Origin of the sequence: Mesorhizobium sp. WSM4310, from assembly GCF_007003935.1 — a bacterium.
GTDB lineage: Bacteria > Pseudomonadota > Alphaproteobacteria > Rhizobiales > Rhizobiaceae > Mesorhizobium.
The window spans coordinates 168,108-187,930 of sequence record NZ_VFTA01000008.1 but is presented as its reverse complement, the minus strand read 5'-3'; the positions used below and the strand labels follow the sequence as shown (position 1 = coordinate 187,930).

Annotated in this window: 19 protein-coding genes and 1 riboswitch; of the genes, 12 read left to right on the top strand and 7 right to left on the bottom strand. The window is 64.7% G+C overall.

Annotated features, from left to right (window positions below):
* Nucleotide 1: 1 nt before the first annotated feature.
* The 3 genes from FJV80_RS11925 (at nucleotide 2) to FJV80_RS11915 (ending at nucleotide 3,509) form a co-directional block, all read left to right on the top strand.
* Entirely contained in the window at nucleotides 2–1,345 is a 1,344-nt protein-coding gene (locus FJV80_RS11925; RefSeq protein ID WP_142876465.1) for a D-arabinono-1,4-lactone oxidase, read from the top strand.
* Nucleotides 1,342–2,487, top strand: a complete 1,146-nt coding sequence (locus tag FJV80_RS11920) for an alanine racemase (protein ID WP_142876445.1) — start codon at nucleotides 1,342–1,344, stop codon at nucleotides 2,485–2,487. The genes FJV80_RS11925 and FJV80_RS11920 overlap by 4 nt, the downstream gene beginning before the upstream one ends.
* Before the next feature lie 71 nt (nucleotides 2,488–2,558).
* The gene (locus FJV80_RS11915) at nucleotides 2,559–3,509 is read left to right on the top strand and encodes a bifunctional helix-turn-helix transcriptional regulator/GNAT family N-acetyltransferase (RefSeq protein WP_095791852.1); all 951 of its coding nucleotides are present in this window, start codon (nucleotides 2,559–2,561) and stop codon (nucleotides 3,507–3,509) included.
* Between the two features lie 6 nt (nucleotides 3,510–3,515).
* Here the strand turns inward: FJV80_RS11915 and FJV80_RS11910 are convergent, their stop codons facing one another.
* Nucleotides 3,516–4,349 (bottom strand): AraC family transcriptional regulator, encoded by an 834-nt coding sequence (locus FJV80_RS11910; protein WP_142876444.1) that lies wholly within the window; start codon nucleotides 4,347–4,349, stop codon nucleotides 3,516–3,518.
* Nucleotides 4,350–4,566: 217 nt separating this feature from the next.
* On the opposite strand from FJV80_RS11910, the gene FJV80_RS11905 reads away from it, so the two are divergent.
* The 9 genes from FJV80_RS11905 to FJV80_RS11865 all read left to right on the top strand — a co-directional run bounded on the left by FJV80_RS11905 (nucleotide 4,567) and on the right by FJV80_RS11865 (nucleotide 13,778).
* Nucleotides 4,567–5,595 (top strand): LacI family DNA-binding transcriptional regulator, encoded by a 1,029-nt coding sequence (locus FJV80_RS11905; protein ID WP_142876443.1) that lies wholly within the window; start codon nucleotides 4,567–4,569, stop codon nucleotides 5,593–5,595.
* A complete protein-coding gene (locus tag FJV80_RS11900) occupies nucleotides 5,592–7,109 on the top strand; it encodes a sugar ABC transporter ATP-binding protein (protein WP_095770572.1) in 1,518 nt (505 codons plus the stop codon). Before FJV80_RS11905 ends, FJV80_RS11900 begins: the two co-directional genes overlap by 4 nt.
* Nucleotides 7,109–8,164, top strand: coding sequence for an ABC transporter permease (locus FJV80_RS11895; RefSeq protein WP_142876442.1), 1,056 nt, complete (start codon nucleotides 7,109–7,111; stop codon nucleotides 8,162–8,164). Before FJV80_RS11900 ends, FJV80_RS11895 begins: the two co-directional genes overlap by 1 nt.
* A 71-nt stretch (nucleotides 8,165–8,235) precedes the next feature.
* Entirely contained in the window at nucleotides 8,236–9,225 is a 990-nt protein-coding gene (locus FJV80_RS11890; RefSeq protein ID WP_142876441.1) for a substrate-binding domain-containing protein, read from the top strand.
* Nucleotides 9,226–9,398: 173 nt separating this feature from the next.
* Nucleotides 9,399–10,046: a class I SAM-dependent methyltransferase gene (locus FJV80_RS11885; protein WP_142876440.1), complete on the top strand. Its 648-nt coding sequence runs from the start codon at nucleotides 9,399–9,401 to the stop codon at nucleotides 10,044–10,046.
* Between the two features lie 207 nt (nucleotides 10,047–10,253).
* Nucleotides 10,254–10,460, top strand: a riboswitch (cobalamin riboswitch).
* Between the two features lie 90 nt (nucleotides 10,461–10,550).
* Nucleotides 10,551–10,949 (top strand): DUF1636 family protein, encoded by a 399-nt coding sequence (locus tag FJV80_RS11880; protein WP_095770568.1) that lies wholly within the window; start codon nucleotides 10,551–10,553, stop codon nucleotides 10,947–10,949.
* Entirely contained in the window at nucleotides 10,946–11,734 is a 789-nt protein-coding gene (locus FJV80_RS11875) for an ABC transporter ATP-binding protein (protein WP_095788356.1), read from the top strand. Before FJV80_RS11880 ends, FJV80_RS11875 begins: the two co-directional genes overlap by 4 nt.
* 47 nt (nucleotides 11,735–11,781) lie before the next feature.
* Complete coding sequence (locus FJV80_RS11870) at nucleotides 11,782–12,729, top strand: ABC transporter substrate-binding protein (RefSeq protein WP_142876439.1); 948 nt, start codon at nucleotides 11,782–11,784, stop codon at nucleotides 12,727–12,729.
* Nucleotides 12,729–13,778 (top strand): iron ABC transporter permease, encoded by a 1,050-nt coding sequence (locus tag FJV80_RS11865; RefSeq protein ID WP_185975186.1) that lies wholly within the window; start codon nucleotides 12,729–12,731, stop codon nucleotides 13,776–13,778. The genes FJV80_RS11870 and FJV80_RS11865 overlap by 1 nt, the downstream gene beginning before the upstream one ends.
* An 82-nt stretch (nucleotides 13,779–13,860) precedes the next feature.
* Here FJV80_RS11865 and FJV80_RS11860 read toward each other — a convergent pair whose 3' ends face one another.
* Genes FJV80_RS11860 through FJV80_RS11835 form a run of 6 tightly spaced genes read right to left on the bottom strand, consistent with a single transcriptional unit; the run spans nucleotide 13,861 to nucleotide 19,679 of the window.
* Nucleotides 13,861–14,796 carry a phosphatidate cytidylyltransferase gene (locus tag FJV80_RS11860; RefSeq protein WP_095770564.1) on the bottom strand — a complete coding sequence of 312 codons (936 nt, stop codon included), beginning with the start codon at nucleotides 14,794–14,796 and terminating at the stop codon, nucleotides 13,861–13,863.
* Complete coding sequence (locus FJV80_RS11855) at nucleotides 14,796–15,458, bottom strand: lysophospholipid acyltransferase family protein (protein ID WP_095770563.1); 663 nt, start codon at nucleotides 15,456–15,458, stop codon at nucleotides 14,796–14,798. The genes FJV80_RS11860 and FJV80_RS11855 overlap by 1 nt, the downstream gene beginning before the upstream one ends.
* Entirely contained in the window at nucleotides 15,455–15,898 is a 444-nt protein-coding gene (locus tag FJV80_RS11850) for a hypothetical protein (RefSeq protein ID WP_095788359.1), read from the bottom strand. The genes FJV80_RS11855 and FJV80_RS11850 overlap by 4 nt, the downstream gene beginning before the upstream one ends.
* A complete protein-coding gene (locus tag FJV80_RS11845) occupies nucleotides 15,895–17,235 on the bottom strand; it encodes a phosphatase PAP2/dual specificity phosphatase family protein (protein WP_142876438.1) in 1,341 nt (446 codons plus the stop codon). Before FJV80_RS11845 ends, FJV80_RS11850 begins: the two co-directional genes overlap by 4 nt.
* A gap of 13 nt (nucleotides 17,236–17,248) precedes the next feature.
* Entirely contained in the window at nucleotides 17,249–19,030 is a 1,782-nt protein-coding gene (locus FJV80_RS11840; RefSeq protein ID WP_185975190.1) for a bifunctional alpha/beta hydrolase/class I SAM-dependent methyltransferase, read from the bottom strand.
* A 40-nt stretch (nucleotides 19,031–19,070) separates the two neighbouring features.
* Nucleotides 19,071–19,679 (bottom strand): CDP-alcohol phosphatidyltransferase family protein, encoded by a 609-nt coding sequence (locus tag FJV80_RS11835; protein WP_142876436.1) that lies wholly within the window; start codon nucleotides 19,677–19,679, stop codon nucleotides 19,071–19,073.
* Nucleotides 19,680–19,823 lie beyond the last annotated feature (144 nt).

Below are 19,823 nucleotides of genomic sequence, written 5' to 3'. Positions count from 1 at the left end.
CATGTCGAACATCTGGAGCAACTGGTCCGGTTTTGTCACTGCCGCGCCGCGGCTGATCGCCAGCCCCGCCGATGCCGGCGAAGTTGGTGACCTCGTTCGCAACGCACCCGGCCCGGTCCGTGTCGTCGGTGCCGGTCACTCCTTCACCCCACTGGTGAAATCCGAGGGCACGATCCTGTCTCTGGATAAGCTGGAAGGGCTGGTCTCGCATGACGCTGAAAAGCATCAGGCACGCGTGAAGGCAGGGACGCGGCTTGGTCCGCTTATGCACATCCTGCACGGCATCGGCCAGGGCCTGCCCAATATGGGCGACATCGACCGCCAGGCAATCGGCGGCGCGCTGGGAACCGCCACCCATGGCTCGGGGCCGACGCTCGGCGCCTATCACACGCAATTGGAGACGGTGCAGATCGTCGACGGGCTTGGCAAGGTCCGCGACTTCACCCGGGCAGGGGATCAGGACATGATCCACGCCATCGGCGTCGCGCTGGGTGCCTTCGGTGTCCTGAGCGAAGTGACGCTGAACAACATCGCGACCTACCGGCTGCGCCGCCGCAAATGGGTGCTGCCGATCGGCGACATGCTGCGCGATTTCGAAAAGATGATGACCGCGCACCGCTCGGCCGAATTCTACTACATTCCGTTTTCCGGCTACGCGCAGTTCATCGCCAGCGACTTCAGCACCGAGGCGACCACCACGCGCCCGACCGACGATGACGAAGGCTCCTTGCGCACGCTGCGCCGGTTGCGCACCGGGCTCGCCTGGCTGCCGTCACTGCGCCGCCGCCTGATCCTCGGTGCCGTCGCGAAAGTGCCGGCCGAGGATTATGTGCAGGACTGGCTCAACGTCTATGCCAGCGACCGCCAGACCAAGTTCAACGAGATGGAATATCACCTTCCCTTCGAGGAGGGGCCGAAGGCGCTGGCCGAGATCATCGCGCTCACCGAAAAGCACTTTCCCGAAGTCTATTTCCCAATGGAGGTGCGCAGCGTCGCGGCTGATCGGTTCTGGCTCTCGCCCTTCTACAACAGGCCGACCTGTTCGATCGCCGTCCACCACGACGCGGCGAGCGATCCGTTGCCCTTCATGCAGGCGGCCGAGCCGATCTTCCGCAGGTATGGCGGCCGGCCGCATTGGGGCAAGATGCACAGCCTGAAGGCGGCGGATTTCAAGAAGCTCTATCCCCGTTGGGACGACGCCATGGCGGTTCGCCGCGACATCGATCCGCAAAACCGATTCGTCTCGCCCTACATGGCAGGGCTGTTCGGCATTGAACCCAGTCCTTTTGGCATCGAACCCAGTCCTTTTGGCATCGAACCCAGTCCTTTTGGCATCGAACGATGAGTGCCTACTTTGCCGCGCTCTCCGAAGCACTGAAGACCGCCGGCATCTTCCAGCCCTGCCTGCTGCTCGACCTCGACCGGCTGGATGGCAACATTGCGCTGGTCAAGGCCAGGCTTGACCCGAGTCTTGCCGTGCGGCTGGTCGACAAGTCGCTCGCTTGCCTGCCGCTGCTTGCGCATATCGGCAAGACGCTCGGAACCGGCCGCTTCATGACCTTTCATCCACCGATCAGTGAGGCGGTGCTGGAGGCGTTTCCGGATGCGGGTCTCCTGTTCGGCAAGCCGATGCCGATCGGGGCGGCCAGGGCGGCACTGGTGAAGGGTGGCGCCGACTGGTCGCGCGTCTGCTTGCTGATCGACAGTGACGAAAGACTGGCGGAATACGGCGCTCTCGCGATCGAACTCGATATCGAACTGCGCATCGCCTTCGAGATCGATGTCGGGCTGCATCGCGGCGGCTTCGCCAACCCGGAGGCCTTGTCGAAAGCGTTAAGCGCCATGGCGGCCCACAAACGACTGCGCTGCGAAGGCGTCATGGCCTATGAGGCGCACGCGCCGCATATTCCCGGCCTGTTCGGCGGGCCGGCCAAGGCGTTGGCGCAGGCTTCGGAGCGGGCCGCCGCTTTCGTGGCGCGCCTCGGCCCGGACCGGCGCCGCATCCTGAACATTGGCGGCAGCAAGACCGCGCTGCTGCATCACGGCAGCATTGCCAATGAAGTGTCGATGGGGTCGGCCTTCGTGCTGCCCAGCGATTTCGACACGCCTGGCCTCGACGGTTTCCAGCCGGCGGCCTTCATCGCGACGCCGATCCTGAAGATGGCCGAGCCGATGCTGCCGGGTCCGCCGGCTGTTTCCCGCCTGCTGCAGGCGCTCGGCCGGTTCCCCCGCAAGGGCTGCTATCTCTATGGCGGCAAATGGATGGCCGAACCGGTCTTTCCCGAGGGCATGAGGACGAATCGCCTGCTCGGCCTGTCTTCCAACCAGCAATTCATGGGCCTGCCTGCCGATAGCGTCGCCAAACCAGGCGACTACGCGTTCCTGCGGCCGACGCAGAGCGAGGCCGTGCTGCAGCAATTCGGGCCGATCGCGGTGCTTTCCCAGGGCAGGATCGTTGATCGTTGGCCGGTGTTGCCGATGATGTGATCGCGTCAGGTAGGTCGATATAGTTGACTAAGTCAAGTAAATGGTTGATCCTGTGAAGGCAGGAGATGACCATGACGATTCACCATCACCCCAAGAACGAAGCGCCGAACAAGCAGCTGATCGATGCGGTGCGGGCTTTCAACCGCTTCTACACCCGCCAGATCGGCCTGCTCGACGAAGGGTTGCTGAAAAGCGCCTTCTCACTGACCGAGGCGCGCGTGCTTTACGAGCTGGCGCACCGCGACGGTTTGACCGCGACCGACCTTGGGCGCGATCTCGGTCTCGACGCCGGCTATGTCAGCCGTTTGCTGAAGAAGTTCGAACGCCATGACCTCATCTCCAGGTCGACGCTGGTTTCGGATGCCAGGCAATCCTCGATTGCGCTGACGCCGGCGGGCAGGAATGCATTTGCGCCGTTGAACAAGGATTCGCATGACCAGGTCGCGGCCTTGCTCGATCGGCTGCCTGTTTCGGAACAGGACCGGCTGGTGAAGTCCATGCGGACTATCCAGGCACTGCTGGACGAAAGCGCAGAGCCGAAAATTCCCTATCTGCTGCGGCCGCTGCAGATCGGCGACATCGGCTGGATCACCCGCCGGCAAGGGATGCTCTACGCGCAGGATTATGGCTGGGACGAAACCTACGAGGCGCTGGTCGCCGAAATCCTCGCGGCCTTCGTCAAATCCTTCGACCCGAAATGGGAGCGCAGCTGGATCGCCGAGCGCGATGGCGAGGTCGTCGGTTCGGTCTTCGTCGTGCGCAAGTCGCCCGAGGTGGCGAAGCTCAGATTGCTTTATGTCGAGCCTTCGGCACGCGGCCTTGGCATCGGCGGGCGCTTGGTCGACGAGTGCATCGCCTTCGCGCGAGCCAAAGGTTACAAGACGCTGACGCTTTGGACCAACGATATACTGGGCTCGGCGCGCCGCATCTATCAGGCGGCTGGCTTCAAGCTGATCGACGAAGAGCGCCACCATTCCTTCGGCAAGGATCTGGTCGGGCAGACATGGGATTTGGAATTATAGCGCCGATCAACCCTTGATCGGTATCCAGATCTCCAGTCCGCCATTGCCGCTGCGCGGATCGAACTCCGGGCCATAGCGTTCGAATTCCGGCGCGTCCGCTATTTCGTGTCCGGAGGTCGGCAGCCATTTGTTCCAGATCGTGTTGACGGTGCGGCGGATGGTCGAAATGTGCTCGCGATGCGAAAACACCGCATATTTCTGAGCCGGTATGCGCACGCGGCTGAATTCCCCGGGAAGGTCGGAAAAGTCCGAGACCTCGACGCCGGCGATGTAGTCGAAATTGCCGGCATCGTCGCCGTTGACGCAGACGCCATAGGCGAAGTCACCGGTCTCGCCCGGAATGTTGCCAATAAAGGGGCCGAAGAGTTGCCATTGCATCGGAATGGCGGCGCTGGTCTCGCAGCTGTAGCGCTCGCCGAGCCCCGCGATGAGGAACGGCCGGCTGGTCTCGAAGCGTGGCGGTTCGAGCTTGGCAAGAAAGGACTGGTCCATCAGGATCGGCTCCACGAGGTCGAGGGTCTTTGTCGAGCCTTGCGCTCGCACCAGTTCCGGCGTCGTGCCGAACTGGTCGCGGAAGGCCCGGGTGAAGGCCTCATGCGAGTTGTAGCCGGCATCGAGCGCCACCGAGAGGATGTCGGGCGCCCCGTCGGCGAGCCTGCGTGCCGCCTCAGTCAGCCGGCGCGCGCGCATATAGCCCATGACAGAGCGGCCGGTGGCGGCACCGAAGGCGCGCGTCACATGAAAGCGCGATACACCGCTGCTTTGAGCGACGTCGTCGAGCGAAATCGCCTCCGGCAGATGGCTTTCGACAAACCACAGCGCTTTCTCGGTCGGGTTCATGGGCTTCTCGCATTGGGTCGGACCATCTTGCCGCTTTCTTCCGTGGCAATTTGATCGAAATTGCGCAGCGCGCGAATTTCGTCGAACAAAGTCATCGAATCGATTGCGCAAACGTTTCGATGACAATATGCTCTGCCGAAATCCGCCAAAGCCAATGAGAGCGGACTGGAACGCATCATCAGGGAGGAGCGCTTGCCAGCACTCCATTTGAGCCGCCATGCCGACAATGGCTGAGGTCGCGCGCCGCGCCGGCGTATCGGTTTCGACCGTCTCGCATGTCATCAACCGCACCCGCTTTGTCTCGCCGGAGAAGGCGCGGCTCATCAATGACGCGATCGCCGCGATGGGCTACCAGCCCAACGAGCTGGCGCGGTCACTGAAAGTGGCCTCGACCAACAGCGTCGGCCTGGCGATCTCGGCGATTTCCAACCCTTATTTCACCGACATCATCTGCGCGGTGGAGGCCGAATGCGCGCGCCTCGGCCTCATGGTCTTCCTCTCCGACACGCAGGAGGACCCCGACCGCGAGCTTTCGGTGGTGCGCGCGTTCCACCAGCGTCGCGTCGACGGTGTCATCCTGGCGCCGTCGGGCGCGCCGCAGCGCGCCATCGATTACCTGGCCGAGAAGAGGCTGCCCTGCGTGCTCATCGACCGTTTCGCCGACGAGCGCTTCGACCAGATCGGCGTCGAGAACCAGTCATCGATGCGCGCGCTGATCGACCATGTCGCCGCCTTCGGCCACAAGCGCATCGGCTATATCGCCGGCCAGCCGGGCCTGGCGACGACGCGCGAACGCGTCGAGGCCTTTCGCGCCTCGCTGGTCGCCAATGGACTTGAATGCCTGCCGCACTATGTCTCGCCGGAGAATGTCGACACGGCGAGCGCGACCGCATCGACCCATGCGATCCTGTCTCTGCCGTCGCCGCCCACCGCACTGGTCACGGGCAACAACATGACGACCATCGGGGCAGTTCGCTCCATCCGCGAGAGGGGGCTCTCCATCCCCGGCGACCTCTCGCTAGCCGGCTTCGACGACTTCGAATGGGCCGATTGTTTCGAGCCGCGGCTGACACTGGTCGCGCAACCCTGCACCGAGATCGGACGGCAGGCGGCCGCCCTGCTGTGCGCTCGCATCGCATCGACCGACCTGGAGCCGCAGGCGGTGCGGTTGCGGGCGGCGCTGCAGGTGCGAGAGTCCTGCGCGAGGCCGGCCTCCCATGAGGTCAGCCCCATGAGGTCGGCATGAGCGCGCCGCTGCTTTCCGTCACCGGCGCGGTCAAGCGCTTCGGCGGCGTCCAGGCGCTGCGCGGCGTCGACTTCGACCTCAAGGCGGGCGAGATCCATGCCCTGCTTGGCGAAAACGGCGCCGGCAAATCGACGCTGATGAACCTGTTGTCGGGCGTCTACACGCCGGACGAGGGCACCATCCACATCGACGGCAAGCAGGTAGCCTTCAACAACCCGCGCGAGGCGCAGGCGGCCGGCATCGCCACGATCTTCCAGGAACTCGACCTGGTGCCGACGCTCGACGTCGCCGCCAACCTTTTCCTTGGCCGCGAGTTGATGCGGCCGGGTGGTTTCCTCGACGTGCCGGCAATGCGCAGCGAAGCGCGCAAGCGTCTCGAAGCCATCGAATTGGCCATCGATCCGGCCAGCATGGTGGCGAACCTGTCGATCGGCCAGCGCCAGGTCGTGGCGATCGTCAAGGCGCTGTCCTACGCCTCGCGCGTGCTGATCATGGACGAGCCGACGGCGGCACTCACGGTAGGTGAGGTCGACAGGCTGTTCGACATCATGCGAAAGCTCGCCGCCAGCGGCGTCGGCATCGTCTACATCTCGCATCGCCTAGAGGAGGTACCGCAGATCGCCGACCGGGTGACGGTCATGCGCGACGGTCGCGTCGCCGGCGTCACCGAGCCGCACGCGCCGCAGGCCGAACTGGTCCGGCTTCTGGTCGGCCGGCCGCTGGATGAGCTTTATCCCGAGCGGTCGACGAAGGCCGGCAAGACGCTGCTCAGCTTGCGCGATGCCAGCTTCAGGCTCGCCCATGAAAGCGCCGGCTGGCAGCCGCCGAGCGGCGTCTCGCTCGACGTCAAGGCGGGCGAGATCGTCGGGTTGGCCGGCATCATGGGGGCTGGGCGCACCGAATTGCTCAGCGCGCTCTATGGCACCGGCCTGTCCGGCCGCTGGGAAGGCGAGGTCGCCATCGATGGCCGGCCTGTAAGGCTGGATTCGATCAGGGCGGCCCGCGCGGCCGGCATCGCCTTCGTCACCGACGACCGGCGCGGCAGCGGGCTGATGCTCAGAATGGCGGTGGGCCTCAACCTGGTGATGTCGGTGATCCGCCGCATCTCGCCCCTCGGCCTGATGTCGCAGCGCCGCCAGGCGGATGCGGTAAAGCAGTCCTTCGGCCAGTTCGATATCAGGCCGAAGAATCCCGACATCGCCGTCGGCGCGCTTTCCGGCGGCAACCAGCAGAAGGTGGTGCTGGCCAAGGAGATCCTCGGCAATCCCCGTCTGCTGCTGCTCGACGAGCCGACTCGCGGCGTCGATGTCGGCGCCAAGGGCGAGATCTACGCGCGGCTGAGGCAGTTGGCGGCGCAGGGGCTCGGCATATTGGTCGCGTCCAGCGAGATGCCGGAGCTCATCGGCCTGTGCGACCGGATCGTGGTGCTGCGCCAGGGGCGCAACGTGGCGGAATTCATCGGCGGCGTCGACGAGCACACAGTGCTTGACGCGGCAAATGGCAGGGAGGCCTGATGTCTGAACAGAAGATTTCGGTGGCAGCGAGCCCGGCTGTGCCGGCGGCAGCGCCAAAGCATCGCGATCCGCTCGCCCTTGTGGTGCGCTTCCAGAGCCTGATCGGCCTGGTGGTGGTGGCGATCGGCGGCATCATCTTCTCGCCGCGCCGGCACGGCCAGATCCTGTTCCTCGATCCCGACAACATCGCCAACATCGTGCGCGCCGTCTCGGAGACCGGCATCATCGCCATCGGCATGACTTTCGTCATCATCACCGCCGGCATCGACCTGTCGGTTGGCGCGGTGCTCGGGCTGTCCAGCGTCGTCACCGCGTCGATGATGATCTCGGGTGGCGTCGGGCTCATTCCCACCATCCTCGCCGTGCTTATCATGGGCATCGTCTTCGGCGCCATCCAGGGCACCATCTCCACCCGCTTCCGGCTGGAACCGTTCATCGTCACGCTCGCCGGCCTGCAGGCGGCGCGCGGCCTGGCGCTGGTCGTCTCGGGCAACCAGTACATCAACATTTCCTATGGCGACGGACCGGGCCTGGCACCGCCGGTGTTCGCGATCCTCGGCGAGCGGTTGTTCAACAACACCGTGCCGGTCGCCACCATCGTCTTTATCGTCTTTGCCGCGATCGCAACGATCGTGCTCAACACGACGCGCTTCGGCCGCTATGTCTTTGCCGTTGGCGGCAATGAGCGCGCGGCGCGAATTTCGGGCGTGCCCGTTTCGACGGTGAAGATCTCGGTCTATGCCATCACCGGTTTTGCCTCGGCCCTTGCCGGCATCGTCCATGCCGGCCAGTTCAATTTCGGCAGCGCCAATGACGGCATGGGCTACGAGCTCACCGCGATCGCCGCCGTGGTCATCGGCGGCACAAGCCTGTTTGGCGGCGCCGGCTCGATGGTCGGCACCGTTGCCGGCACCATCATGCTCGGCGCGCTCGCCAACATCCTGCAGCTGAACAACATCACGCCCGCCATGCAGTTGCTCGCGACCGCCGCGATCATCGTGCTGGCGGCGGTGCTTCAATCCCTCGTTCGCCGCCGCGAGGGGTTGGGTCGTTAGGAGGAAGGCGGCAACAAAGTCGAAGTCAAACCAAGGTCTGGCCCCCCGGCCCGACGAGGAGGAGAGCGAGTATGAAAACCACAAGACAAGGAACGAGGAACACGCTTCATGCCGTGCTTCTGGCAGGCGCGGGCCTGTGCATTGCAGGAGCCGCCCAGGCCGCCGACCCGATGGTCAAGGCCTGCGCCAAGGACGGCCAGTTCATCATCGGCTTCTCGCAGGCCAACAACGCCGAACCCTATCGCCAGCATGTCAATGACGAACTGACGGCGGCGGCCAAGGCCGTGCCGGGCTTCACGCTGCAGATCGCCGACGGCGCCGGCAACGTCAACACGCAGACCTCGCAGGTCGACAATTTCATCACCCAGAAAGTCGATCTGCTGCTGATCTCGCCCTTCGAGGCGGCACCGCTGACGCCGGCGGTGAAGCGCGCCATGGATGCCGGCATCCCGGTCATCGAGCTCGACCGCAAGACGGTCGGCGATCCCGGCAAGGACTACACCGCCTTCATCGGCGGCGACAATTACAAGATTGCGCTCGAGGCCGGCAAATACACCGCCAAGACCTTGCTGCCGGATGGCGGCGAGGCGGCGGTGCTGGAAGGCTTGCCGAGCTCGACGCCGGCGGTGGAGCGGCTGAACGGCTTCAAGGACGGCGTCAAGGGGAATGCCAAGATCCAGGTCGTCGCCGAGCAGGCCGCTGACTGGGTGCCGGACAAAGCCCAGACCGCCTTTGCCGCCATGCTGCAGGCGCATCCCGACATCAAGGTGCTCTATGCCTCCAACGACATGATGGCGGCCGGCGCGCTGCTTGCCGCCAAGGGAGCCAGCAAGGACGTCAAGATCATCGGCACCGACGGCCTGCCTGGACCGGCCGGCGGCATCGAGGCCGTCGCCAAGGGCGACTGGGCGGCAACCTTCACCTACCCGACGGGTGCGAAGGAAGCGATCGAGATGTCGAAGAAGATCCTGCTCGACTGCTCGACCTCGGTGGAGCCGACGGTAACGGTCGAGACGACGGCGATCACGGCGGAGAATGCCAAGCAGCTGATGGGGAAGTGAAGGGCGATTAGAGCTCGGCGCTGAGGTTGAGACAGCAGGGCCCCGCGCGGGGCCTTGCTTTTTTGCTATTGCTAGATCTGGTCGTGCTCGTGCCAGCTTCGGCCCGCCACCCCAGTCGCTTACTTTGCGTTTAGCCCCGTCATGTAAGGATCCGTAATCCCAAGGGGGCGCGAATGCTGGATAATTACGAGGCCGACCGGTTTGGCGTGATTCACCAGATCGACGTCACACCGATCAAATACGACAAGCAGTACATTTCCTATTACGAGGATCTGAGCGACCGGACCATCAAGCTCGGCTATCAGCGGCTTGGCTGGGTGCTGGGGGTCACCGGTGAGATACCTCGATCCGTGCTGGAGATTGGTTATGGCACCGGCACCTTTGTCGAGGCCGCCAAAATTACCGGGGTTGCCGACTGTGCCGGCTGCGACATCACCAGATTTCCGCTGCCCGAGGGCGTCCGCTTTGTCGATTGGGACGAGGCGCTCGCCGGCTCGTGGGATCTCGTCGCCATGTTCGACGTGCTCGAGCACATTCCGGATCTGGGTTTCCTCGCCCGCCTTCAGAGCCGCCACCTGGCCATCGCCGTCCCTTACTGCCGCTGGCGTGAACTCGGCGCCGACGGCGAAGCGTGGTTTCGGACGTGGCGCATGCGTCTGCCTAACGAGCACCTGCACCATTTCGACCGTGACTCGCTGGTGGCGCTCCTCGAGCATTACGGCTTCGAATGCGTGACGCTGAATTGCTTTGAAGACGGGATCAGACTGCGGCCGGGCGAAGCGGGTCCGAATATTCTGTCAGGCTTTTTCAGAAAGCTATAGGCCGGTTCCTCGGCGACCGCGGCCAGGTGTCATGCCTCCTGCCTGGTGACCGCTCGCGGCTGAAAACCGCAGCCGCGCCGAAGCCGCATTGCGCGACGACAGGGGTTGACATCGCCGCGAAACATCGCTTCAAACGTAATGTTATTACATATGGAGCATGTGGCGACGGCGTCGCAAAAAACTCATTGCGATGCGATCGACGGAAATCTACGGTGGGTGCGTGATGGTCCCCGCGCCGAAAGGCAAGGGGTGAAAAGGGAACACGGTGAGACCTCAAAAGGTCGAGGCCGTGGCTGCCCCCGCAACTGTAAGCGGTGAGCAAGATCCGACATGCCACTGGCCGGCAAGGCTGGGAAGGCTGGATTGCGCCGAGACCCGCGAGCCAGGAGACCTGCCATCAACTGAGTTGACCGGACGGGGTGTGCCGGGAGGAGGCGTGGACGTCGGTCTTGTCGGCCGGCTCGCCAACATCCTTCCGTCGCCAGTTTTGAAAGTGACGGAAAGTTGGACGGCGCCATCGATCATCGTATCATCGTGTGCACGCTTTGCCGCGACGTTCCGACCGGCATCAGGTCGGGCGAAAGCCTGTGCGTCGATTTGCGCTCCCGGCTCGCAGCCTGCCATGAACCCGCCGTGGCGCATGGCTTCACGGTCGAAGGCGTCGAATGCATGGCGGGCTGCGCGCGGCCGCTGACGGTGGCCTTCCAGGCGCCGGGCAAGGCCTCCTATCTCTTCGGCTCCATCGACGCCGAGGCCGACGCCGGCGATCTCCTGCGATTTGCCCGACTTTACGCCTCGCTCGCCGACGGCTGGTGCAATTCCGGACAACGTCCGCCGCGACTGGCCGGCAAGACACTGGCCCGCATTCCCGGGCCGGCCAAGTTTCCGGGCAACAGCCGATGACAATGCCACTCCTCGAAGCGCGCGACCTCAGCGCCATGGTCAATGGCCGGCATCTGGTCCACGCCGTCAGCCTGTCGGTGGCCTCGGGCGATCGCCTTGCCATCATCGGCCCCAATGGCGCCGGCAAGACCACGCTGCTGCGCATGCTGTCGGGCATGCTCAGGCCAAGTGCGGGCGAGGTGAAGCTTGGCGGGCGCCGCCTGGACCGTATCGCGACCGCCGAGCGGGCCCTGCATATCGCCGTCGTCGGCCAGACCGACCAGCCGGACCCGCGGCTGGCGGTGATCGACTATGTCGAGCTCGGCCGCGTCCCGCATGCCGGCCTGAGACGCAGGAGCGAGGAGCGCGACATCGTCGTCGACGCGTTGCGCCGGACCGGCCTGTTGCCGCTGCTTGGCCGCACCATCGGCTCGCTGTCGGGCGGCGAACGCCAGCGCGCCCAACTGGCGCGCGCCATCGCGCAGCAACCGAAAGTGCTGTTCCTCGACGAGCCGACCAACCATCTCGATCCGCGCGCCCGCGGCGAGCTGCTCGAGCTCGTGGCCGGCTTCGGCATGACGGTGATCGCCGTGCTGCACGATCTGGCTCTGGTGGCGCCCTTCGCCACCAGGGTCGCGGTGATGAACGAGGCGCGGCTGCATGCGCTGGCGGCACCCCGCGAAGCGCTGACGCAAAAGCTGATCCGCGAGATTTTCGGCGTCGACGTGTTTCGCCTGCGCCATCCGACCGAAGACCGCGAACTCACGGTGTTCGATGTTCCGAACCGCGCCGCGCCGCCATCCTGATCGAGCCCATCCCTCATCCGACACTGTTCAGCCAAGGAGCAAAATCCGTGAAACGCCTCGCCCTGTCGCTCGTCTTCTTGCTGCTGGCCCCGGCAGCCTTCGCCTTCCCGGTCACCGTCGACAGCTGCGGCAAGCCGCTGACCTTCGACGCGCCGCCCAAGCGCGCCGTCATCCATGATCTCAACATGGCCGAAATGGCCTTCGCGCTGAAGCTGCAGCCGTCGATCGTCGGCCTGACCGGCATCACCGGATGGTACAAGGTCGGCCCCGAGTTCAAGGCCGAGCAGGGTTCCATCCCGGAACTGGCGCCCAAATACCCGACGCTCGAAAACCTCGTCGCCGTCGAGCCCGATTTCTTCTTCGCCGGCTGGTACTATGGCATGAAGCCGGGTGGCGACGTGACGCCCGACACGCTCGCCCCGCACGGCATCAAGACCCTGGTGCTGACCGAAAGCTGCGTCCATCTCGACAAGAACCGTCCGGCCGCCTCGATGGACCTGCTCTATGGCGATGTCGAAAAGCTGGGCAAGATCTTCGGCAAGGACGCGGACGCGGAGAAGCTTGTCTCCGGCTGGAAGGCGCAACTCGCGGAAATCATCGCCAAGGTTGGCGACCGCAAGGGGACGCGGGTATTCCTCTATGATTCCGGCGAGGACAAGCCGTTCACATCAGGCAAATTCGCCATTCCGAGCGCCATGATCGCGGCGGCGGGTGGCGACAACATCATGGCCGACATGGACACCAGCTGGGGCAACACGGACTGGGAAACCGTGGCGTCGCGCAATCCGCAGTTCCTCATCCTGCTCGATTACCAGGATGGCGGCGGCTACAAGAAACTGCTCGATTTCTTGAAGGCGCATCCGGCGATGAAGGAGACGGACGCGGTCAAGAACGAGCGCTTCGTGGCGCTGCGCTATGCCGAACTGACGCCCGGGCCGGCAAACATCGAGGCGATCGGCAAGATCGCCAGGGCGATGCATCCGGAAGCGTTCTGATGCTTGTTGCCCCTGGGCATAAATCCGGCGCGCTTTCGGGACACAAGGCATTCGCGCTAGCGATGGTGGCGGGCACGATGGCGATCGTCGCCCTCGTGCTGCTGTCGATCGCCTATGGTTCGACGCTGATCCCACTCACCGACGTCATCGCCTCGCTTGGCCAGGCCGTTGGATTGAACGAACACCAGGTGTCTGGCCCGGTCGGCAAGATCGTCGTCGATCTCAGGCTGCCGCGCACGATCCTGGCGGTGTGTGTCGGCGGCGGCCTCGGCATAACAGGCGCGTTGCTGCAGACGGTGACCCGCAACGATCTTGCCGATCCCTTCCTGTTCGGCCTGTCGTCGGGGGCGGCGGCCGGTGCCGTTTCCGTCATCACCGTCTTTGGTGACACTTTCGGCATCTGGACCTTGCCGGTCGCTGCCTTCACCGGCGGCATACTGGCCGCCTGCATCGTCCTGCTGCTGGTCGCGCGGGTGAGGGGGCAGGGACCCGAACGGCTGATCCTCGCCGGCCTTGCCGTCTCCTTCCTGTTCACGGCCTTGACCAACTATCTGGTTTTTGCCGGTGACCAGCGCGCCGCCCATTCGGTGCTGTTCTGGACGATGGGCGGGCTCGGGCTGGCGCGCTGGGACAATGTCTGGCTAGGCGCCTTGGGCGCCGGCACGATTGCAGCCTACGGGCTGTGGAACCACCGCAGGCTGGACGCCTTCCTTGCGGGTGAAAGTGCCGCCGAAAGCCTTGGCGTGCCGGTGGCGCGGATGCGCAGGGCGACGTTTCTCGTCGCCGCCTTTTCGACGGCAATTCTCGTCTCGGTTGCCGGCGTCATCGGCTTTGTCGGGCTTATGATCCCGCATCTGTCGCGGCCGCTGGTCGGTCCCTTGCATCTGCGCCTGATCGCCAGCTGTGCGCTGTTCGGGGCGGTGCTACTGCTGGCAAGCGATCTTCTGGCGCGGACCCTGCTGCCGCCGCAGGAACTGCCGATCGGCATCATCACCAGCTCGCTCGGCGCCCTCTTCGTCGTCACGCTGGTCGTGAGAAACCGGCTCTGACCGCAAGAGCAATTTCAGGAAAAGTGTGAAGCGGTTTTCCGTCCGGAATTGCGTTAAAACAAAGAGGCCAGAGCTTGCCGTCTCAGACCGTCCAGAAATAGCGCACGATGTGAAAGAAGATGGGGGCAGCGAAGATCAGGCTGTCGGTACGGTCCATCATGCCGCCATGGCCTTCTATCAGATGGCCCCAGTCCTTGACGCCCTGGTCGCGCTTGATGGCCGAGGCGACCAGCCCTCCCAGAAACCCCATCGAACAGACGACGAAGGCGACACACGCCGCCTGCAGGGGCGTGAATGGCGTCACGAACGACAGCAGAGCGCCGAGCAGGCTCGCCGACACCACTCCGCCGATCAGGCCCTCCCAGGTTTTCGACGGCGATACGGTCGGCGAAAACCGGTGTTTTCCGAACAGCTTGCCGAAGATGTATTGCAGCACGTCGCTGCCTTGCACGACGATGACCAGGAAGGCGATCAGCAACAAATTGCGGCCTTCGAAGCCCGGCACGTCGAGCGTCAGCAGCGCTGGAACATGGCTGACGCAATAGACGGAGATCATCACCGCCCATTGCTGCGCGGCGATCCGCTCGAGAAAGCGTTCGGTGTCGCCATGCAACGCGGTGATGGCCGGCATCAGCAGGAAGCAATAGACCGGAATGAAGATGACGAAGAGCCCGTACCAGGCGGTCCAGACCAGCCAGTACTGAAACGGGATGATGATACCGAACATGCCGAGCAGCACCCAATGGTCGCTCCGGCTCGTGTGCGTCAGCGTCACGAATTCGCGCAGCGAGGCGAAGGAAATCAGCGCGAACAGGATGGTCAGGCCGTACCGGCCGAAGAAGAAGGCGACCGTCATCAGTGCGACCATCACCCACCAGGCATTGATACGCTGGGTGAGATTGACCAGAGTCGAGCTGAGTGGCTTCGGCGCCCGTGCCGAAAGTATCGCGGCCACGATGCTGGCGGTCGTCAGCACCGCCAGCAGGCCGATGATCAGGATGGAGATGTCGTGGCGCATCAATCGTCTCGTTCGGGACGCGGGTTGAGCGCCAGAAGCGTGGCGTGGGCTCGCTCGAGAAAGGCGCGCCGCTCTTCGCCGGGGGCAATCGCCACCGGCGCGCCGAAGACGACGCGGCATAAAAGCGGGACCGGCAGGAACTGGCCCTTGGGCAGCACGCGCGACATGTTCTCGATCCAGCACGGGATCAACTCGACCTGCGGCCGTGCCATCGACAAATTGTAGAGCCCGGAGCGGAAAGGCAGCAGCGGCTCGTCGGTCATGTTGCGGGTGCCCTCGGGAAACAGGATGAGCGAATGGCCCTGGTCGAGAACCGACAGCATGATCTCGATCGGGTTTTCCTCGGGCTTCGTCCATTGCCGGTTGATGAGCACGGACGACAGCATGTCTTCGGCGATGAAGCGGCGCAGCCGCGATTTTCCCCAATATTCGCCGGCAGCCACGGCATGGGTGATCGCGCGCTCCTTTTCGTTGAGGCACGCCGACAAAAGGATGAAGTCGCCATGGCTCGTGTGGTTGGCGAAATAGATGCGCTGCTTGTCCGACGGCAGACTGCCATTCCAGATCGGACGCACCCCGGTCACCACCCAGGCAAGCGCCGAGAGGCCGACGGAGGTCGCCGTCTGCAGCAGGGTGAAGGTCTTGAGCGAGAGCTTGTTCATCGCGGCGCCCAAAATCCGGCCGCCAGAAGCATCGCCACGAACAGGCCAAGGGCTATGCGTTGCCTGGTCAGCAGCCGGCGCGTGCCGGCCATGCGTTCGTCGAGCGAACGTGCGGAAGGCGGCAGCGGCTTCAGGCGCATGCGCGCCAACATGTCATCCACCGCGGCGCCGGCGGAAGCCTCGTCGTCATGGCTGGCCATCAGCCGGAACAGCAGCGCGTCGAATGCCAGCAGGGCCGACAGCGCCAGCACCGCAACCGCGCTGACGGCAGCGAGCGACAGCGCCACGGCCGCGGGCAAGGTCTCGAAGGCGCCGCGCGCCCGGGCGGCCAAGGGCGCCAGCATGTTCGCGGCCAGAACGAGTGCGGCCGGCCACGCGGCCTGCCGCATCAACAGGTGGGCGAAGCGATCGGTGCTTTGCTGATAGGCATTGCCGGTCATGATGCCGCCCGCTCCGTTGCCCCGACAAGATGGACCGGCCGGCCGGCGTCGCTCAGCATCTCGCGGGCCAGGGCCGGTGTCCTGGCCCTGCCGCTCGCCACCAGCCATTCGGCAACGACGCCGGCGCTGCGCTGGAAACCGAGCGCGCAGCAGACAAGCACCGTGCCGTCGCGGCGCGCTTTCTCCAGCGCGCCGGCTGCCTGCTGCTGCATCATCAACGGCGGCGGCAACAGGTCGACCATCGGAAAGGCGATCCAGCGGCAAGTCGCTCCCGCCGGCCTTTCAAGTTCGGCGGCGAGGTCGATGACCGTGCCGAAGCCGTTGGCCTCGCTTGCCGTGGGAAAACGCCCGAGAAAGACGCCGTCGGCAACCGCCACCTGCGGAGCAAGATTACGCGTCCAGGCCCGAATGTTTATTCTGGCGCCAAGTCGGTACGGCAAGAGCAGGATGCGGCTTGCGAGCGTGATGCTGCCATCCGCGGATTTCTGGAACACTTTCGGGCCGGCCCCGGCATAGGCAAGCGCGACGATGGCCAGCGCCAAGGCTGGCCAAAGCAGGAAGAGCGCGACGGCTGAAAAGAGCGCGCCGAACGCGGCGGCAGCCAGCGCAAGGACGGCGCCCAGTGCATAGAACAGTGCCAGCCGGCGGGCTTTCCCATCGTTGGTCAGCCGGGCATCTGAAAACGGCAATTCGCCGTTGCGCGGAAACAGCCAGAGCGCGAAAAGACCGAGCAGCGCACCAGTCGGGATGTCGATGAAATGATGCTGCCACGTCGTCAGCACCGAGGCACCGATCAGGAAGCACCAGCCGTGCCAGAGCGGCAGGAGAAGGCGACCGAGCCGGTGGCGCCAATGGTCCCAGATGATCACCAGCAGGGCGATGTGCAGCGAGGGCGCCTGGTTGAACGGTTTGTCGAAGCCGCCAAGCACGGCAAACATGAAGCCCGGCAGGCCGGTCGTTTCCGGCCGCACGAACGTCGCGGTCAGCGGGAACAGGATGAAGCAGGTGACGGCGACGAGTTGCGCTGTGAGATAGCGGCCGGCCAGGCGGTCGACCCCTTGCCGGTTGTCGTTAAGCAGCAGCGACAGGCCGTAGAACAGGTTGATCGACCAGTAGGGCAGGATGGTCCAGGCGACGAACGGGATGCTGTGTTCCCAGGAGAACACGATGCTGCCGACATCGTCGCGCCGCGACGCCAGCCAGTTGGCGAAGCCATAGCTCAGGTAGAAGAACGGCGCCAGGAACGCCAGCCACAATGCAGCCCTGACGACCACACGGCCATAGGGTTCGGCGGCGAGGATGGCTGCGGGTTGCGAAGCGTCGGGGTTAGTCGGCATGCCTCGGCTGGTCCTACAGGCGCCGTGCGACCGAGACGGTGAAGATGCCCCATTGGTCGATGCGCTGGTCGAGCTTCTCGAAACCGGCGGCTTCGACGAGCTGGTCCATTTCGCCTTGCGTGCGCCGGCGCATGACCCATGCCTGTCCGCCGCGATGGGACGTCAGGCTGCGCGCGATCATCTCGAGCTGCGGATGCCAGGGCTGGTTGGTGTAGATGAGCAGGCTGCCCCGCTGCATGGCGCGGGCCAGTCCGCCAAGCGAGCGCGCGATCATGGCATTGTCGGAGAACAGTTCGTAAAGGCCCGAAACGATGGCGAGGTCCGGCGCCGGATCGATAGCGGCGAGCATGTCGGCATCGAAAGCGTCGGCGCGCTGGAACGAGATGCTGGCCGGCAATTGCCGCTCGGCGATCAGCTTGCGGCCAAGCCCGACATTTAGGTCGGAATAATCCTGCAGGCGCACGCTTGCCGGCTGGTCGGGGCTCTTCACGATCGCATCGAGAACATAGCGGCCGTGGCCGGCGGCGATGTCGAGAATGTGGGCGGCGCGGCCGGCGGCCTTGAGTGTCGACAGCGCGGTGCCGATCAGTTCTTCCAGATGCAGCTTGCGCTGACGGATGCCGCGCCAGCCGATGGCCTCCAGGAAGATGCGGTCCACGAAGCGGCCAAGCGGCGTCAGCCCTCGCGCGTTGTTCTCGTAGACATAGTCCAGCGTTGAGCCGGAATCGAAGCCGGTGCTGACGCCGGCCTTCATGCCCGACGAGACCCAGGCGCCCATGCGGATGGAGGCGCGGCTGAATGCCCAATAGAAGCCCCTGGGCGACAACAGATCCAGTGGCGATGCAAGCTTGTCGGCCTCGTCGCGCGTGTAGCCGGCGATGTCAGCCTGCTTCAGGTCAACCGGTGCATCGCGCGCCGTGAACTGCCTGGCCAGGAACGGCCGGATCAGGTCGAGGGCCTGCGCCCGGTCGCGCTCGCCCAGCGTGTCGTGGAAGAAACCCGGCAGCACGTGGCGCTCCTTGGTCCGGCTGCCGAGATTGACGAAGAATTCGTGCTGCGGGGCGTGGCGCACCACCCAGTCACTTCCCGAAAGCAGAAGTTGCGTCGGCACGGTGATGGCGCGGGCGTCCGAAACGATGCGGGCGGCATGCTGGTAGAGTTCGACCAGGATGTTGGAGGCGATCGGCCGCGTGATCAGTGGATCGCTCTCGAAGGAGGCGATGCGCACGGGATCGTGGGTCAGGAATTTCGCCTTGACGTAGGAGTTGACGAAAAAACGGCCCTTGAGCTTTTGCCAGAGCGCGATGCCCTCCTTGGCGAAGGGCACGTAGAGCTTGACCGAAAAGGCCGGCGAGGCCAGCACCATGGCGCGCAGTTTCGGCGCATAGTCGTGCACCCAGGCGGCGGCAAGCACGGCGCCGAAGGACTGCGCGATCAGCGCGATGTCCTGCGTGGCGAAGCCATCCCTGGCGGCGATCTCGCGCATGAAGCAGTCGATGTCGCGCACCAGCGCCGAGAAGGACGGAGCATAGCCGCGTTCGCCGGCCGAACGGCCATTGCCGCGGGCATCCCAGGCATAGAAGGCATGATCCGGCATCTGCAGTTCGTCGACGAGATGGGCCATGCGGCCGCCATGTTCATGGCCGCGATGGAAGAGCACCACCGCGCCCTTGGCGTCGGCGGAGGCCGCCGGCCAGAACCGGTAGAAGATTTCCGTTCCGTCATGGCTGTGGAAGACACGCTCTTGTGCCTGCCGCCCAGGGCTCTCCGCAACCGCTGCAATTGGTCCGTGCATCATCGTCTTCCCCTCTGGCGGCATTGCGAGCCCCCGGTGCTCAGCTGGCGCTGCCAATAAGACCGGCGCGTATCCGGTTTATGGCGGTCAGCAGCGAAAGCGTTGCCATGGCCGGAAACACAAAAGGCACGATGGATACCGGCCACAGCCCGGCAGCGCACAGGACCGCCACCACGCCCAGCGCCAGCGCCCTGTCGCTCTTGCCGAACGGACCGGCATAGTTGCGTCCGATCCCGGCGGCGATGCCGAGCACGCCGGCGAACTCGGCCAGCACCGCGGCGATGGCGAAGGCGATGACGCCCCATGCGCTGAACTGCGCAAAGGCCGCGAAAGGCAGGGTGAGTGCCAGGTCCGAAACGACATCGCAAATCTCGTTCAGATACATGCCGAGCGTCGAAGCCTGGCCATGTTCGCGTGCCAGCATGCCATCCACCGCATTGAGCGCCATGCGCACGAACAGCACCACGGGAATGAGCAGCAGCAGCCAGCGCCATTCGTGCAGGGTCGCGATGGCCGCTCCAGCCACGATCGACATCAGGGCCGCCAGGATGGTGATGCTGTTTGCGGTGACGCCGTTCGCCGCCAGCTGGTTGACCAACGGCCGCAGTCTTCCCTGGAAAGCCGGCTTGAGCGCGTAAAGCGTCGGCATGGCGTCGATCCCCCGATCCTGACCTGCGGTTGTACATCAATATGTCATATGCGACCAGCGGCTGCAGCGCCCAAAACAGCGACTCTCGCCGCCCGGCTGCCGCGCATCGGTTGCTGAGGCGTCGACCAATCGTCGAACGGTCAC

Excerpts from the sequence above, each read along its gene's own strand:
- FJV80_RS11925 (WP_142876465.1), top strand. The coding sequence starts at position 2 with ATGTCGAACATCTGGAGCAACTGGTCCGGTTTTGTCACTGCCGCGCCG.
- FJV80_RS11920 (WP_142876445.1), top strand. The coding sequence starts at position 1,342 with ATGAGTGCCTACTTTGCCGCGCTCTCCGAAGCACTGAAGACCGCCGGC.
- FJV80_RS11915 (WP_095791852.1), top strand. The coding sequence starts at position 2,559 with ATGACGATTCACCATCACCCCAAGAACGAAGCGCCGAACAAGCAGCTG.
- FJV80_RS11910 (WP_142876444.1), bottom strand. The coding sequence starts at position 4,349 with ATGAACCCGACCGAGAAAGCGCTGTGGTTTGTCGAAAGCCATCTGCCG.
- FJV80_RS11905 (WP_142876443.1), top strand. The coding sequence starts at position 4,567 with ATGCCGACAATGGCTGAGGTCGCGCGCCGCGCCGGCGTATCGGTTTCG.
- FJV80_RS11900 (WP_095770572.1), top strand. The coding sequence starts at position 5,592 with ATGAGCGCGCCGCTGCTTTCCGTCACCGGCGCGGTCAAGCGCTTCGGC.
- FJV80_RS11895 (WP_142876442.1), top strand. The coding sequence starts at position 7,109 with ATGTCTGAACAGAAGATTTCGGTGGCAGCGAGCCCGGCTGTGCCGGCG.
- FJV80_RS11890 (WP_142876441.1), top strand. The coding sequence starts at position 8,236 with ATGAAAACCACAAGACAAGGAACGAGGAACACGCTTCATGCCGTGCTT.
- FJV80_RS11885 (WP_142876440.1), top strand. The coding sequence starts at position 9,399 with ATGCTGGATAATTACGAGGCCGACCGGTTTGGCGTGATTCACCAGATC.
- FJV80_RS11875 (WP_095788356.1), top strand. The coding sequence starts at position 10,946 with ATGACAATGCCACTCCTCGAAGCGCGCGACCTCAGCGCCATGGTCAAT.
- FJV80_RS11865 (WP_185975186.1), top strand. The coding sequence starts at position 12,729 with ATGCTTGTTGCCCCTGGGCATAAATCCGGCGCGCTTTCGGGACACAAG.
- FJV80_RS11860 (WP_095770564.1), bottom strand. The coding sequence starts at position 14,796 with ATGCGCCACGACATCTCCATCCTGATCATCGGCCTGCTGGCGGTGCTG.
- FJV80_RS11855 (WP_095770563.1), bottom strand. The coding sequence starts at position 15,458 with ATGAACAAGCTCTCGCTCAAGACCTTCACCCTGCTGCAGACGGCGACC.
- FJV80_RS11850 (WP_095788359.1), bottom strand. The coding sequence starts at position 15,898 with ATGACCGGCAATGCCTATCAGCAAAGCACCGATCGCTTCGCCCACCTG.
- FJV80_RS11845 (WP_142876438.1), bottom strand. The coding sequence starts at position 17,235 with ATGCCGACTAACCCCGACGCTTCGCAACCCGCAGCCATCCTCGCCGCC.
- FJV80_RS11840 (WP_185975190.1), bottom strand. The coding sequence starts at position 19,030 with ATGCACGGACCAATTGCAGCGGTTGCGGAGAGCCCTGGGCGGCAGGCA.
- FJV80_RS11835 (WP_142876436.1), bottom strand. The coding sequence starts at position 19,679 with ATGCCGACGCTTTACGCGCTCAAGCCGGCTTTCCAGGGAAGACTGCGG.